15 protein-coding genes are annotated in these 14,072 nt (G+C 63.9%); 5 read left to right on the forward strand and 10 right to left on the reverse strand.

Going from position 1 to position 14,072, the window contains the following annotated elements; all coding sequences use genetic code 11:
- Window positions 1-191 precede the first annotated feature (191 nt).
- The 4 genes from BHE01S_RS29190 to BHE01S_RS29205 all read right to left on the reverse strand — a co-directional run bounded on the left by BHE01S_RS29190 (window position 192) and on the right by BHE01S_RS29205 (window position 3,217).
- A complete protein-coding gene (locus BHE01S_RS29190; RefSeq protein WP_042270112.1) occupies window positions 192-959 on the reverse strand; it encodes an amino acid ABC transporter ATP-binding protein in 768 nt (255 codons plus the stop codon).
- Complete coding sequence (locus tag BHE01S_RS29195) at window positions 956-1,624, reverse strand: amino acid ABC transporter permease (RefSeq protein ID WP_042270114.1); 669 nt, start codon at window positions 1,622-1,624, stop codon at window positions 956-958. Before BHE01S_RS29195 ends, BHE01S_RS29190 begins: the two co-directional genes overlap by 4 nt.
- Before the next feature lie 17 nt (window positions 1,625-1,641).
- Entirely contained in the window at window positions 1,642-2,397 is a 756-nt protein-coding gene (locus BHE01S_RS29200) for a transporter substrate-binding domain-containing protein (RefSeq protein WP_042270117.1), read from the reverse strand.
- A 70-nt stretch (window positions 2,398-2,467) separates the two neighbouring features.
- Complete coding sequence (locus BHE01S_RS29205; RefSeq protein WP_042270245.1) at window positions 2,468-3,217, reverse strand: IclR family transcriptional regulator; 750 nt, start codon at window positions 3,215-3,217, stop codon at window positions 2,468-2,470.
- 171 nt (window positions 3,218-3,388) lie between these two features.
- Between BHE01S_RS29205 and BHE01S_RS29210 the strand changes: the two genes are divergently transcribed.
- A complete protein-coding gene (locus BHE01S_RS29210) occupies window positions 3,389-4,381 on the forward strand; it encodes an ABC transporter ATP-binding protein (RefSeq protein ID WP_084069352.1) in 993 nt (330 codons plus the stop codon).
- Window positions 4,378-5,139, forward strand: a complete 762-nt coding sequence (locus BHE01S_RS29215; RefSeq protein WP_042270119.1) for an ABC transporter permease — start codon at window positions 4,378-4,380, stop codon at window positions 5,137-5,139. Before BHE01S_RS29210 ends, BHE01S_RS29215 begins: the two co-directional genes overlap by 4 nt.
- A gap of 40 nt (window positions 5,140-5,179) precedes the next feature.
- Here BHE01S_RS29215 and BHE01S_RS29220 read toward each other — a convergent pair whose 3' ends face one another.
- The 4 genes from BHE01S_RS29220 to BHE01S_RS29235 all read right to left on the reverse strand — a co-directional run bounded on the left by BHE01S_RS29220 (window position 5,180) and on the right by BHE01S_RS29235 (window position 9,427).
- Window positions 5,180-6,535, reverse strand: coding sequence for a hypothetical protein (locus BHE01S_RS29220; protein WP_042270122.1), 1,356 nt, complete (start codon window positions 6,533-6,535; stop codon window positions 5,180-5,182).
- A 101-nt stretch (window positions 6,536-6,636) separates the two neighbouring features.
- Entirely contained in the window at window positions 6,637-7,404 is a 768-nt protein-coding gene (locus tag BHE01S_RS29225) for a ParA family protein (RefSeq protein WP_042270124.1), read from the reverse strand.
- A gap of 347 nt (window positions 7,405-7,751) precedes the next feature.
- Window positions 7,752-8,288 (reverse strand): nucleoside deaminase, encoded by a 537-nt coding sequence (locus BHE01S_RS29230; protein ID WP_042270126.1) that lies wholly within the window; start codon window positions 8,286-8,288, stop codon window positions 7,752-7,754.
- 26 nt (window positions 8,289-8,314) lie between these two features.
- Window positions 8,315-9,427: a BMP family ABC transporter substrate-binding protein gene (locus tag BHE01S_RS29235; protein WP_042270128.1), complete on the reverse strand. Its 1,113-nt coding sequence runs from the start codon at window positions 9,425-9,427 to the stop codon at window positions 8,315-8,317.
- Window positions 9,428-9,633: 206 nt separating this feature from the next.
- Between BHE01S_RS29235 and BHE01S_RS29240 the strand changes: the two genes are divergently transcribed.
- Complete coding sequence (locus tag BHE01S_RS29240; RefSeq protein ID WP_042270130.1) at window positions 9,634-10,071, forward strand: cupin domain-containing protein; 438 nt, start codon at window positions 9,634-9,636, stop codon at window positions 10,069-10,071.
- 5 nt (window positions 10,072-10,076) lie between these two features.
- Here BHE01S_RS29240 and BHE01S_RS29245 read toward each other — a convergent pair whose 3' ends face one another.
- Window positions 10,077-11,426 carry a polyhydroxyalkanoate depolymerase gene (locus BHE01S_RS29245; RefSeq protein WP_042270132.1) on the reverse strand — a complete coding sequence of 450 codons (1,350 nt, stop codon included), beginning with the start codon at window positions 11,424-11,426 and terminating at the stop codon, window positions 10,077-10,079.
- Window positions 11,427-11,552: 126 nt separating this feature from the next.
- Complete coding sequence (locus BHE01S_RS38105; RefSeq protein WP_157025706.1) at window positions 11,553-11,714, reverse strand: hypothetical protein; 162 nt, start codon at window positions 11,712-11,714, stop codon at window positions 11,553-11,555.
- Between the two features lie 24 nt (window positions 11,715-11,738).
- Between BHE01S_RS38105 and BHE01S_RS29250 the strand changes: the two genes are divergently transcribed.
- Both BHE01S_RS29250 and BHE01S_RS29255 read left to right on the forward strand, forming a co-directional pair.
- Window positions 11,739-12,398 (forward strand): glutathione S-transferase family protein, encoded by a 660-nt coding sequence (locus BHE01S_RS29250; protein ID WP_042270134.1) that lies wholly within the window; start codon window positions 11,739-11,741, stop codon window positions 12,396-12,398.
- A 188-nt stretch (window positions 12,399-12,586) separates the two neighbouring features.
- A complete protein-coding gene (locus tag BHE01S_RS29255) occupies window positions 12,587-14,035 on the forward strand; it encodes a circularly permuted type 2 ATP-grasp protein (RefSeq protein WP_407669568.1) in 1,449 nt (482 codons plus the stop codon).
- Window positions 14,036-14,072 lie beyond the last annotated feature (37 nt).

Genomic DNA, 14,072 nt, shown 5'->3' on the forward strand with positions numbered 1-14,072 from the left:
ATCCGCGAGATCGGGCGTCACGTTGCGCAACGTGCCCGCGGCGTCCCATTCGAGCAGCACGTTGCGGCGCCAGCCGTCGGGCAGGTAAGCATGGTCCGCGAAGAGCGCATTCGTCATGGAAAGCGGGGGAATCAGCGCGCCCCTCGAATCAGGCCCGCGCGATATCGATTGTGACGGTACGGACGAGCGGTTCATGCGCGCGACAACACCGCTTGCAGGAAACTGCGCGTGCGCGGTTGTGCCGGCGCGGTGAAGATCGTCGAAGGCGGTCCCGCCTCGACGATCTCGCCGCCATCCATCACGACCACGACATCGGCCACTTCCTTTGCGAAGCCCATCTCGTGCGTGACGACCACCATGGTCATGCCCTCGGAAGCCAGCAGCTTCATGACCTGCAAGACCTCGCCGACCAGTTCCGGGTCGAGCGCCGAAGTCGGCTCGTCGAACAGCATCACGCGCGGCTGCATGGCAAGCGCGCGCGCAATGGCTACACGCTGCTTCTGCCCGCCCGAAAGGCTCGCCGGCATCCCATGCGCCTTGTGCGCGAGCCCGACTTTTTCGAGCAGCGCAAGCGCGGCGGACTCGGCTTGCGCCTTCGATGCCCCGCGCAGCATGCGCGGCCCAACCGTGATGTTGTGCAGCACCGAGAGGTGCGGAAACAGGTTGAACGACTGGAACACCATGCCGACTTCGGTACGCAGCGCATTGAGCGCGCGGTCCTTGAGCATCGCGCCGTTTTCGACGAGGCGATGACCGCAGATATCGATGGTGCCGCCCTCGGGCTGCTCGAGCCCGTTGCAGCAGCGCAGGAACGTGCTCTTGCCCGATCCGCTCGGGCCGATCACCACGACCACCTGTTGCGGCTGAATGTCGAAGTCGATGCCGTTGAGCACGAGGTGCGAGCCAAACGACTTCTTGAGCCCGCGAATGCTGACGATCGGATCCTGTTTCGCGCTCATTGCACCATCCCTCCCGCGCGCAAGCGGCGCTCGACGCGATGCAGCGCATAATTTGTCGTCTGCGTGAGCACGAGATAGACGAGCGCAATCACGAGGTACACCTCCAGCGAGCGATACGAAACACTGATGATCTTCTGGCCTTCATGCATCAGGTCGTCGATCGTCAGCAGCGAGACCAGCGCGGAATTCTTGATGAGCGCGATGAATTCGTTGCCGAGCGGCGGAATCATGCGAACCACGGCCTGCGGCAGGATGATCGCGCGCATGGCCTGCGCCGCCGACATGCCGATCGAACGCGCGGCTTCCATCTGCCCGCGATCGACGGACTGGATCGCGCCGCGCACGATCTCCGAGACATAGGCCGCCGAATAGAGCCCCAGCCCCAGCATGCCGCAGACGAACGCCGGCAGCAGGATGTTGAACTGCGGCAGTCCGAAGAACAGCAGGAACAGCTGCACGAGCAGCGGCGTGCCGCGAAAGAACACGAGGTAGCCCGTGCAGAAGCCGTAAATGAGCCGCCGTTGCGGCGCGAGCCGGCCGATGCCGATCAGGAGCCCGAGCATGCAGCTGAGCACGAGCGCGGCAGCGGTCACTTCCACCGTCACCAGCGCGCCGTGTGCGATGTCGGCCCAGCCGGCGATAGCCGGAGAGAAGTCGAGTTGCATCGATCAGATCCGCCGGGTCACTTCGAACTCGTGCCGAACCACTTGTTCACGATCTGGGCGTAGGTGCCGTCCGCCTTGATCTTCGCAAGCGCGGCATTCAGCGCATCGCGCAGTTGCGGTTCGTCCTTGCGCACGGCAATGCCATAGGCCTCCTTCGTCAGTTCCGTGTCGAGCACGCGAAATCCCGCGCGCGTGCGGGCAAACTGGTACGCGGCGGGCTTGCCGGTCACGGCGGCGTCGGCGCGGCCAATGCCGACGAGGTCGAACATTTCCTGGTTCTTCTCGACCTCGACGCGCGTCACCTTCGGGTAGTTGTCGCGCAGGAAGTTCACCGACTTCGTGCCGACCTGCACCGAGACCTTCTTGCCGTCGAGATCGGCGAGCGTCTTGATGGGCGAATCGGCCTTCACGAGCGCAACGAGGCCGCCCGCGAAATACGGCTGCGTGAAGTCCACCACCTGGCTGCGTTCAGGCGTGATGTAGATGCCGGAGATCGCAGCGTCGAAGCGATGCGCGATGAGACCCGGAATCAGCCCCTTGAAGTCGATGTCGGTCCACTGGATCTGCTTGCCCATTGCCTTGGCGAGCGCGTTCATCAGGTCGACGTCGAACCCGGTGCGCTGACCGTTTTCCGTGAACTCCATCGGCGGGAACGTCGCATCAGTCGCGACCTGGAGGACGTTCTGCGCCTGCGCGCTCGCGGTGCCGGGTGCGGCGGCGGCGAACATCGCGAGGGCGACGCACGTGGCGGACAGCAGGTTGTGCAGTTTCATGTTGGACTCCTGTGTGGTTTGTCGGGACGCTGCGGTTTTGGGCTTCGTTCTTTGTCGTCGTGCGTTGCGGTCAATCGGTCTGCAGGCGGGCGGAGATGGCGTGCGCGGTGCGCAAGGTCCAGTCGGCGAGCTGCCGCTCGCGGCCCGCCACGCGCGAGGACGGCGCCATCAAGGTAATCGATGCGTTGGCGAGCACGCCGCGCGCAACGCGCCGGAACACAGGCGCACTCACGCCCCATACGCCGGGGTCGACTTCGCTTTCGCTCACCGCGTAGCCGCGCGCGCGAATCTGCTCCAGTTCCGTTTCCATGGCGGCGCGGCCCCGAGAGTCGCCGGCGAAGATGCGCTCGAGCGTCTCGCCGCGCGCCTTGTCATGCATGAACGCGAGCAACGACCTGGCCGACGCCCCGGCCTTGAGCGGCACCGCGCGCCCCTTCTCGAACGAACAGCGCAGCGAATGCGTGCTTTCGACCATTTCGAGGCAGACCACCTGGTCGTTCACGGCGACGACGAGCCCAACGCTCTCCTGCGAGGTCTGCGCGAGTTGCAGCATGCCTTCGCGGCTCGATTCGACGAGCAGCGAATTGACGTCGAAGCCGAGCGCGAGCTGCAGACTGATGGGGCCCGGCGCGTAGTAGCCGGCATCTTCGGTCACGAAGCCCCAGCGCTTGAGCACCGCGACCTGGCGATAAAGCGTGCTTTGCGCGAGCCCCGTAGCCGCGAGCATGTCCTTCGCGGACATTGCCTTGCCGCGGCTCGCGAGTGCCGAAAGCACGAGTAGCAGGCGCTCTGCGCCGGTAACGCCGGGGTCCTGTTTCACCTGGAAGACGAAAGCTGAATTGATGCGCTCAGCATGCCACGTCACTCCCGGAAATCAAAAATACGATTCCCAACGAATGGGAATGAGACGAGAGGGTTTTCCCTGGGGATGTCCGATGTCCCGCGTGGGTCCGCGCGATGTCTTTTGCCCGCTTCTGGTAATGTCACGCACATGCAAACGATCCTCTCTGTCGAGAATCTCTCGAAAGTCTATGCGTCGGGACTCCGGGCGCTCACGAACGTCAATCTGGACATCGCGCGGGGCGAGATCTTCGCGCTGCTGGGGCCGAACGGCGCGGGCAAGACGACGCTGATCAGCATCGTCTGCGGCATCGTCAATGCGAGCGAAGGCAGTGTGCGCGTGGCCGGTCACGATATCGTCGCCGACTACCGCGCCGCGCGCTCGCTGATCGGCCTCGTGCCTCAGGAACTGACGACCGACGCGTTCGAAACGGTCTGGGCCACCGTATCGTTTAGCCGCGGCCTGTTCGGCAAGCCGTCCAACCCCGCGTATGTCGAGCGCGTGCTGCGCGACCTCTCGCTGTGGGAGAAGCGCAACAACAAGATCATGACGCTCTCGGGCGGCATGAAACGCCGCGTGCTGATCGCGAAGGCGCTCGCGCACGAGCCGCAGGTCCTGTTTCTGGACGAACCGACGGCGGGGGTGGACGTCGAGCTGCGCCGCGACATGTGGGAACTCGTGCGCGGGCTCAAGGCGAATGGCGTGACGATCATCCTGACGACGCACTACATCGACGAGGCGGAGGAAATGGCCGACCGCATCGGCGTCATCGACGCGGGCAAGATCATGCTCGTCGAGCACAAGGACGTGCTCATGCGCAAGCTCGGCCGCAAACAGCTGACGTTGCAGCTCGACGCTCCGCTGAGCGCCATTCCGGACGGCCTCGCCGCCTGGGGGCTGGAGCTGGCCGGCAGCGGCGCCGAACTCGTCTATACCTACGACAGCGAGAACGAACGCAACGACATCATCACGCTGCTGAAGAACCTGAACGAAGCCGGCATCGGCTTCACGGACCTGAAAACGAGCCAGAGTTCGCTGGAGGACATCTTCGTGAGTCTCGTCCACAAAGATCCGGCGGCCCCCTCGCGGCCCGCCCCAGCTTCAGTCGCGGAAGACGGCAAAAGACAGGTAACCTCCCGATGAACCACTACGCAATTCGCGCCATCTACCGCTTCGAAATGGCGCGCACGCGGCGCACGCTGATGCAGAGCATTGTTGCGCCGGTCATTTCGACCTCGCTCTACTTCATCGTATTCGGCTCCGCTATCGGCTCGCGCATCAAGGAAGTGAACGGCGTCAGCTACGGCGCGTTCATCGTGCCGGGCCTGATCATGTTGTCGCTGCTCTCGCAGAGCATCTCGAACGCGTCGTTCGGCATCTACTTCCCGCGCTTCACGGGCACGATCTACGAACTGCTCTCGGCGCCCGTGTCGTACCTCGAAATCGTGGTCAGCTATGTCGGCGCGGCGGCGACCAAGTCGGTCGTGCTCGGGCTCATCATCCTCGCGACCGCGGCGCTCTTCGTGCCGATCCAGATCCAGCATCCCGTGTGGATGGCGCTGTTCCTGCTGCTCACCGCGGTCACGTTCAGCCTGCTCGGTTTCATCATCGGCATCTGGGCGGACAACTTCGAGAAGCTGCAGATCGTGCCGCTCCTCGTCATCACGCCGCTGACCTTCCTCGGCGGCGCCTTCTACTCGGTCGACATGCTGCCGACGGCGTGGAAGGTGATCACACTATTCAATCCGATCGTCTATCTCATCAGCGGTTTTCGCTGGAGCTTTTACGGGCTCGCGGATGTCGACGTCGGCGTGAGTCTCGGCATGACAGCCGCCTTTCTCGCCTTGTTCCTCGCCATCACCGCGTGGATCTTCAAGACGGGCTACCGGCTGAAAACCTGACGCCAGGGCCTGCTCAGATTCGTAACGGGCGCCTCGAACTTCAGGCTGGCAGCTGTCCCGGCGCGCCGTCGAGCGGCCGGTCCTGCGGGCCGTTCAGGGGAGCGTCGAACGAGCCGTCCAGAATGCGCAGCTTGTCGGTCATATCGGGGAAGTTGTGACCCGCCGCGCGCAGCTCGTTCACGAGCCGATGCGCAACGGCCCGGCAGTGAGCGAGCGTTTCGTGCAGGCGCGGCTCCGACTGCAGACCGGTCACGGCCCGCTCCAGGTCCGGTGGCGATTCGCTCAGCAAAGCGGGAACGACTTCGTCCGGCGGGATCAGCGAGCCGTGACTCAGCAGTTGCGCGGTCCAGTCGCAGCCGTACAGCAGTGCGCGCCGCTCGGCCCTGCGCGCCTCGTCCTGTTCGAGCGTGGCGAGGCTGTGGCGATTCTTCTGAATCTCGGCGCGCCACGGCGCCAGAATGTCGGCACGCAGCGCCGCTATCGCATCGCCGAGCGCAGCGTTCTGCCCGCCCGCAACGAGCCGGCGTTCATCCAGCCTGTCCACCTCGTCCCGGTAGCCCTCGAGGTACGCCAGCCAGTTCAACGGCAACTCCGGCTTTTCGAAGAAAGCGCGCCTCACTTCATTGAGTTCGTTGCGAATATCCTGCAGCGCCTGGTTGTCGGCAAGACGCGCCTCATGCACGTCGTGCGCCGTCACCATCTGCCGGTGCAGCGGAAAGAGCGGATTGCCGTAGCGCCGCTGCAGATGCCGCTCCGCCGCACCCGGACGGGCGCTCCATTTCCAGTTGGGCAACGATTTCGCGTCGAACCCGACCGCCTGGATCATCGGCCGGAAAACGGCCAGCGCTTCGTCAGTCGCATGGCGAAAGCAGTCCGCCAGCTTGTAGTCGTTGCCTTGCAGGGAGGCGGCCGCATCCCCCGCATAAGGCGAATCGGGCCTGAGCCTGAGCGTGCCGGTGGCCAGAAAGAATTCCATCGGCAGCTCGATGCTCAGGCCTTCCAGGCTGAACGCCCGCTGCCCGGCGGAAATCGTCTCGACAGCGTGCGCGAGACGGTTTTCCTGATCGAGGAGCGCATCGATCGCGTCCCCCGACGCCGGCTGCGCCGCATCGGCTAGCAGGCAGAACGTTTCGCGGACCATTCTCGCCGCGATGGTGCCGTGCTTTTCAGCAAAGAGCCAGAACCAGAGGGCGAGCTGATAGCCCTTGACCCCATTTTGGGCGATCGATTCGACTTCGGGCGTGAATGCGATGCCGGGCGCGGCCCAGTTCGTGAACGGCGGCGCGCCGGCGCCCTGGTACATGCTCAGGAGTTGACGTATCGATTCATGCGTATCGCCGGGCCAGTTGCGCGCCGCTTCCTGGCGCTTCTCTATCTTCCAGAACCTCCAGTCCATTCTGAACCTCGCAAGAGAGCAAGAGTCTCGGTGCGACTCGCTGCGAGGGATACTTGCACACTCCGCCGGGGGCGTAAACCGGTGATGTCCGCGCTTGCCCTTTACGCCCCGCTCAATTCCCGATGGAGCGCGACGAATTCGCGTGTGAGCTTGTGCGCCGGATCGAGGTGAACGACGGGCCTCGCCTGCTGATGCGATTCGCGAATCTTCACTGACGAAGACAGCCGCGACGACAACACCGGCAGCCCTTCATCGACAAGTTCGTCGACGAGTTTCTGCGGCAGGCTCGCGCGCGGCTGGAACTGGTTGATGACGATGCCTTCGACGGTGAGCCCGGCATTGTGATCCTGCTGAATTTCCTTCACGTTCTCGAGCAGCGTATAGAGTGCGCGGCGCGAGAAGTCGTCGCAGTCGAATGGGATGAGACAGCGCTCGACCGCGATCAGCGCCGAGCGCGTGTAGAAGTTCAGCGCGGGCGGCGTGTCGATGTAAATCGCATCGTACATGTCGAGTTCCTTGAGCGCATCACGCAGCTTGTAGATCTTGTAGCGCGACTCGAGCTTTCCGTGCAGCGTGTCGAGATCGGGATGCGCGGGCATCACGTCGAGATTCTCGAAGGGCGTCGAATGAATGAACGACGTGACCTCGACCGGGCGGAAGCTGAACGTCAGCGCGGTTTCGAAGAAGTCGGCGACGTTGGGCTTCGCGTCGGTGGAAGCCGCGCCGAGCAGGTACTGGCTCGAATTTGCCTGCGCGTCGAGGTCGATGACGAGCGTACGCCGCCCCTCATTCGCGCTGATTGCAGCGAGATTGCAAACGATCGTTGACTTGCCTACGCCGCCCTTCTGATTGAACACCACACGCCGCATGTCTTCGCTCCCCTGTTTCTCTCATTCGATGAGATGGATGGGGATGAGCATACCCGATGCGGCGGTGCAAAAAGATTCCGGGTGGCGGTTTTCCTGTTTTCCCGGTAAGCGGCTAGTTATCTCACCGCTTCATTTTCCCGCGCCGCCTGACTGGTTATAACCCGTGCCGTCGCATGCGTAACTCGCGGTTGCTGGCAGCGCCAGGACAAACGATACAGCCAACAGGGCTGCAAAGATGCGCCGAGCTTTCATTTGCTTTTCTCCTGTTCAAATGTACGCCGGTGCATCAAGCATAGGTCAGGTGACTGACAGAGCAAGTTCGCGCGATTACGACATGAAGTCACGGCTCACGCGTGTCCCCAGAATGCGCGCTGCACCTGCATCACTTCCTCCTCGACCTCGGCTACGGGCCCGATCAGGTCGACGCGCTTCTGGCAATGATCGAAAACATAACGCGACGACACACTCATCGTCGGGTTCTCCGCGTGATTGCCCGTAGCCTGCAGCAGCCGCTCTTCGGTCATGCCGAACACCACGCGCCCGATGTTCGCCCAATAGGCCGTGCCCGCGCACATGCAGCACGGCTCGACCGTCGTATAGAGCGTGCAGGTCCACAAGTATTGCGGCGTGAAGTTGAGCGCGGCGATGCGCGCGAGCACGGCTTCCGCATGATTAACGGTATCGACATTGCCCTGTTCGATGAGAACCGATTCCTGATCGGGCCCGACGAGAATGGCGCCAAACGGGTGATGGCCCAACTGCGTCGCGCGTTGCGCGACCACGCTCGCGCGCCGCAAATGGCGGACGATCTGCTCGCGCGTCGGCGCGAGCCCTTGCTCAGGGAATGCCGATGCGTTCTGTTGCGGGGAAAGGGTCAGGCTCAAAACGCGTCTCCTCCTTGCTGGCGGGGTTATTTCGGCAACGCGCCGTCCACGCCCTGCACGAACCAGTTCAGCCGCAGCAACTCGGCGTCGGGCAGCGACGTGCCCGCTGCCACCTTGATCGCGCCGCTCTGATCCTTGATCGGTCCCGCGAACGGATCGAATTTGCCGGCGATGATGTCGTCGCGCTTTTGCGCGAGCGCCTTCTGCGCGGCAGGCGATACGGCTGCGGTATTGATGTCGGCGAGGTCGATGGCTTTTTCCTTGAGGCCCCACCACGTCGGCGCGTTGGTCCACGTCCCCGCTTGCACCTGTTCGATCAGGTGAGAGTAATAGACGCCCCAGTAACTCACGCAAGCACCCAGCTGGGCGTTCGGGCCGAACTTCTTCATGTCGGAGTCCCAACCGAACGCATGCACTTTCTTCTGCTCGGCCGTCTGCATCGTCGCCGTCGAGTCGGTGTTCTGGATCAGCACGTCCGCGCCCTGGCCGATCAGCGTTTCGGCCGCCTGTTTCTCCTTGCCCGGATCGAACCAGCTATTGATCCAGATGACCTTGACCTTCGCATTCGGATTGACCGAACGCGCGCCCATGGTGAAGGCGTCGATGTTGCGCACCACTTCGGGCACCGGCACCGAGGCGACAAAGCCGAGCGTGTTCGTCTTCGTCGTATAGCCGCCGACGAGACCGGCCAGATACGCGCTCTGGTACGTGCGCACGTCATAGGTCGCAAAGTTCGCGGCCTTCTTGTATCCCGTCGCATGCTCGAAGACGACGTCGGGATAATCCTTTGCCGTCTTCAGTTCGAAGTCCTGAAAGCCGAAGCTGGAGCCCACGATAATCTTGTTGCCCTTGCTCGCCAGGTCGCGAAACACGCGCTCCGAGTCGGCGGATTCGGGCACGTTCTCGACGCGCGTGACCTTGATCTTGTCGCCGAACTTCGCTTCGATCGCCTTGACGCCCTGTTCGTGCGCGTAGGTCCAGCCTGCGTCACCGGGGTTGCCGAGGTAGACGAACGCAACGCCCATCGGGGCCGCAACGGCGGCAGTGGGGCTCAACGCGGCCCAGGCGCCGAGCGTGGCGAAAAGCGCAGCCATGAGGCGTAGTGAGCGCGCCGCCGCGCCAGCGAATCTTGTTGCCATGAGGTCTCCGAAACAGGAATGGGAAGGTCGAATAGTGGTCAGTCAAAATTGAGGCCGAAATCTGGATTTATTATGTGACGAATAACGGAATCGATATAACGCTCAATGCGTGGTTGCAGCACGCAAACGTCCACCGCCTCGCGCTGGAACGCCTCGTGCTTGCCAAACCCGTTGCCCCTTCAACCTTTGCGCTCGGGAGACCTGCCATGCAAACCGCATTCGCCACGGATTTTTCGCACGTCAAGCCGCAGGACACGTCATACACGGGCGGCGGGCTGCGCGACTTCTTTGTCTATCGTGACCTGGGCATCGCTGAAGCCACGCATGGCAAGGTGGTCGCGCAACTCGTCAGGGCAAATCTTGCGCCGGAACTGGGCACGGGCTGGCACCGGCATGAGGCAGACTTTCATATCGTCATCATGCTCAAGGGCTGGGCGCGCTTCATGTACGGCGACAAGGAAACGCTCGTCGAAGCGGGCGACTGCGTGCATCAGGCGCCGGGCATCGCCCATTACCTCTTCGATTACTCGCCCGACATGGAGTACCTCGAAATCGTGAGCCCCGCCGACTTCAAGTCGATCGATGTGCAAGCGCCCTGCGCCGTGCCCGCGCCGACGCCCTGGCAAGCCGGCCCTGCAATCTAGAAGCCCTATTTGGGCTGCGTTTCGGCAGCGCGGCTGATTGCCATGGCCGCATGCGCATCGGCATCGAGCAGCGCGCGCAGGGTCACCCGATCGTCGCCCATCGCCTCCGGCGCCGCGATGCGCCGTGCGCGCGGTTCGTGGTCGTGAATGGTCGAGCGCACGAGCGGGTAAATCTGCGTGTCCCAGCGGCGGCCATTGAATACGCCGTAGTGGCCCACGCCCGTCTGCACATGATGCGTCTTCATATAAGGGCGCAGCCCCCGGCACAGGTCATGGGCGGCAACGGTCTGGCCGACTGCGCAGATATCGTCCTTCTCGCCTTCGATCGTGAGCAGCGCGGTGCGGCGGATCGCGTGCGGTTCCACGAGGCGCTCGCCCACCTTGAGCTTGCCTAACGGCAGGGCGTATTCCTGAAACACCGAGCTGACGGTTTCCAGGTAGAACTCCGCGGTGAGATCGGACGTGGCGAAGTACTCACGGTAGAACACGTTGAGCGCATCCGCCCTCGCGGGGTCGCCCTTCGCCCGCTCGTGGCGCATCTCCTCGAACGAAGCGAGATGACGCTCCAGGTTCATCGACATGAACGCACTGAGCTGCACGAAGCCCGGATACACGCGACGTTGCGCGCCTGGAAAACCGCCTGGCACCACGCTGATCAGATTGCGCTCGAACCACGTGATCGGCTTGCTGTTGGCGAGTTCGTTGACCTTGGTGGGATTCACCCGGCAATCGATCGGTCCCGCCATCAGCGTCATGCTCGCAGGCTGCGCGGGATCGTTGTCGGCGGCCATCAGCGAGACGGCGGCGAGCGCCGCGACCGTTGGCTGGCAGATCGCCACCAGATGCGCATCGGGGCCGATGCGCCGAATGAAGGACATGACGTGCTCGACGTATTCGTCGAAGCCGAAGCGCCCCGCCGACAAAGGCACGTCGCGCGGGTTGTGCCAGTCGGTGATATAGACGTCGTGGTCGGCGAGCATGGTGCGCACGGTGCCGCGCAGCAGCGTCGCGAAGTGTCCCGACATGGGAGCGACGAGCAGCACGCGCGGCTGCGGCGTGGCAACGTCCTTGCGAAAGTGCAGCAGCGAGGCGAACGGCGTGCGCTTGACGACCGCTTCGGTCACCGGCGTGCGCACGCCATCCACCTCCACCCCATCGATTTCGAACGGCGGACGCGTGTGCGAGAGCCCGGCAAGCTCGATCTGCTCGCACCACGCATCGAGATAGCGCGTATCGAAGCCGCAGGCGAGCGCGGGCCACGCCGCGAGCGCCGCGCGGGAGAACGACGCAGTAGTACGCCCGAACCTCGTCAAGTCCGCGAACGTCTGGTAGGCCAGATAGGCGAGCAGGTTCATTGGCAAAGATCCCGATTGTCTTGAACGCGAAGTGAAGCAGGCAATACATATGCCAGAAGCGTGCATTGGCACAGTGCTTGCACCTGCCGGGCAGGGTGCGCGAGCCCTCGTGCCCTGGCCGGCGCGTCACGCCGTGGCGGCACGGCGCGGGCGCTGCGCGGCAAGCGGCGGGATGGTTCCCCTGCATGCCGCAATGTAGTGCGGCCAGTTGGCGTGAGCGGTGCATGCAGCGGCGATGCGCGCATTCGGTGCATGCGGCTTGCCGAGCGTCGCCCTGTTTGCCGTCATGTCCTCACCGTTCAGGAGCTTTCCATGAGTCAGACGAATACGACCCTGACGATCAGCAGCCGGAACTATTCGTCGTGGTCCATGCGCGGCTGGCTGCTTGCCAGACTCGCCGGACTCGAATTCGACACGGTGACGGTGCCGCTCGACGACGCGGCCACGCGCGCCGAACTGCTGCTGCTCTCGCCTTCCATCCTCGTTCCCTGCCTGCGCCACGACGGCATCACGGTCTGGGACACGCTCGCGATCTGCGAATACCTCAACGAGATCCAGCCGCAGGCACAGTTGCTGCCCGCGGACCGCACGGCGCGCGCGCACTGCCGCTCCGTGTGCGGGGAAATGCATTCGGGCTTCGGCGCATTGCGCTCCGCCCTGCCGATGAACCTGCGCGGCCATTTCCCGAATTTTCGCGTCTGGTCGCGCGCGCAGGACGATATCGGGCGCATCGTGACGATCTGGCGCGAATGCCTGCAGAAGTACGGCGGCCCGTGGCTCTTCGGCGAGATCGGCGCGGCGGACGCGATGTATGCGCCCGTCGTCACGCGCCTGCTTACCTATGACGTGCCGATCGACCCCGACATCGGCGACTACTGCATGCGCGTGCTCAAGCAGCCTTATGTTGCGGAATGGATCGCGGCAGCCCAGTCGGAGACCGAGGACATCGACGAACTGGATATGGAATTCTGAGCGTCGCCGCGCACCAGCATCGGGCATGAGGGCTTGCGCTCGCAGGTCCGGCACCGGCATGGAAGTTGCATTGACCCCATGCAGCCCGATCACCGAACAGGATGAAAAAGCGCGGAGCAACACGAACCATCGAGCGCAAAGAACAGCGAACGGAAAAAACGAGCATGACGCAAACAGTCTTCAACGAGATGTTCGAGTACGGGGAGTTCGACGTTCGGGGCCTGGCCGCCGCGGCCTTCGCGCAGGCCGGCGAGCCGCGCGCCCACTATCGCGAATTTTTCGCCTGGATGCGCGGCCAGAGCGAGCAGCAGATGCTCAAGAAGCGCACCGAAGCCGATGCCATCTTCCGGCGCGTGGGCATCACCTTCGCCGTGTATGGCGAAAAGGACGAAACGGGCGCGGGCACCGAGCGCACGATCCCGTTCGACGTGATCCCGCGCATCTTCCAGCGCCAGGAGTGGAACACGCTCGAGCGAGGCCTGCGCCAGCGTGTGAACGCGCTCAACCGCTTCCTCCACGACATCTATCACGAGCAGGAGATCGTGAAGCGCGGCATCGTGCCCGCCGACCAGATCTTCCGCAACGCACAGTACCGCCCCGAGATGCAGGGCGTGAACGTCGCGCACGACATCTATGCGCATATCGCGGGCATCGATATCGTGCGCGCTGGCGAGGGCGAGTTCTACGTACTCGAGGACAACCTGCGCGTGCCCTCCGGCGTCTCGTACATGCTGGAAAACCGCAAGATGATGATGCGGCTCTTTCCCGATCTGTTCGTGCGCAACCGCGTGGCGCCCGTCGCGCATTACCCCGACCTGCTGCTCGACACGCTGCGCGCCGCCGCGCCTTCGGGCTCGGACAATCCCACGGTCGTGCTGCTCACGCCGGGCATGTACAACTCGGCGTACTTCGAGCACGCGTTCCTCGCGCAGCAAATGGGCATCGAACTCGTGGAAGGCCAGGACCTGTTCGTCGAGAACGACCACCTCTATATGCGCACGACGCAGGGCCCGCAGCGCGTGGACGTGATCTACCGGCGCGTGGACGACGACTTTCTCGATCCGCTCGTGTTCCGCTCCGACTCGGCGCTCGGCGCGGCGGGCCTCATGAACGTCTACCGCAAAGGCAACGTGACGCTGTGCAACGCGGTGGGCACGGGCGTGGCCGACGACAAGTCGATCTACCCCTACGTGCCCGACATGGTGCGCTTCTATCTGGGCGAGGAACCGCTGCTCAAGAACGTGCCCACATGGATGTGCCGCAAGGCCGACGACCTGCACTACGTGCTCGACCATCTGCACGAACTGGTCGTGAAGGAAACGCACGGCGCGGGCGGCTACGGCATGCTGATCGGTCCCGCTGCCACGCGCGCCGAGATCGAGGCGTTCCGCGCGGCACTCGTCGCGAACCCGGACAAGTACATCGCGCAGCCCACGCTCTCGCTTTCCACCTGCCCGACGTGGGTCGAGACAGGCGTCGCGCCGCGCCACATCGACCTGCGCCCGTTCGTGCTCTCGGGCAAGGAAGTCCGCATGGTGCCGGGCGGGCTCACGCGCGTCGCGCTGCGCGAGGGCTCGCTCGTGGTCAATTCCTCGCAGGGCGGCGGCACGAAGGACACCTGGGTGCTGGAGCGCTGAGCCGGCGCAGCAACGAACTCGCGCGGCGCGTGGACGT

The sequence above is a fragment of the Paraburkholderia heleia NBRC 101817 genome (assembly GCF_000739775.1).
Classification (GTDB): Bacteria; Pseudomonadota; Gammaproteobacteria; order Burkholderiales; family Burkholderiaceae; genus Paraburkholderia; species Paraburkholderia heleia.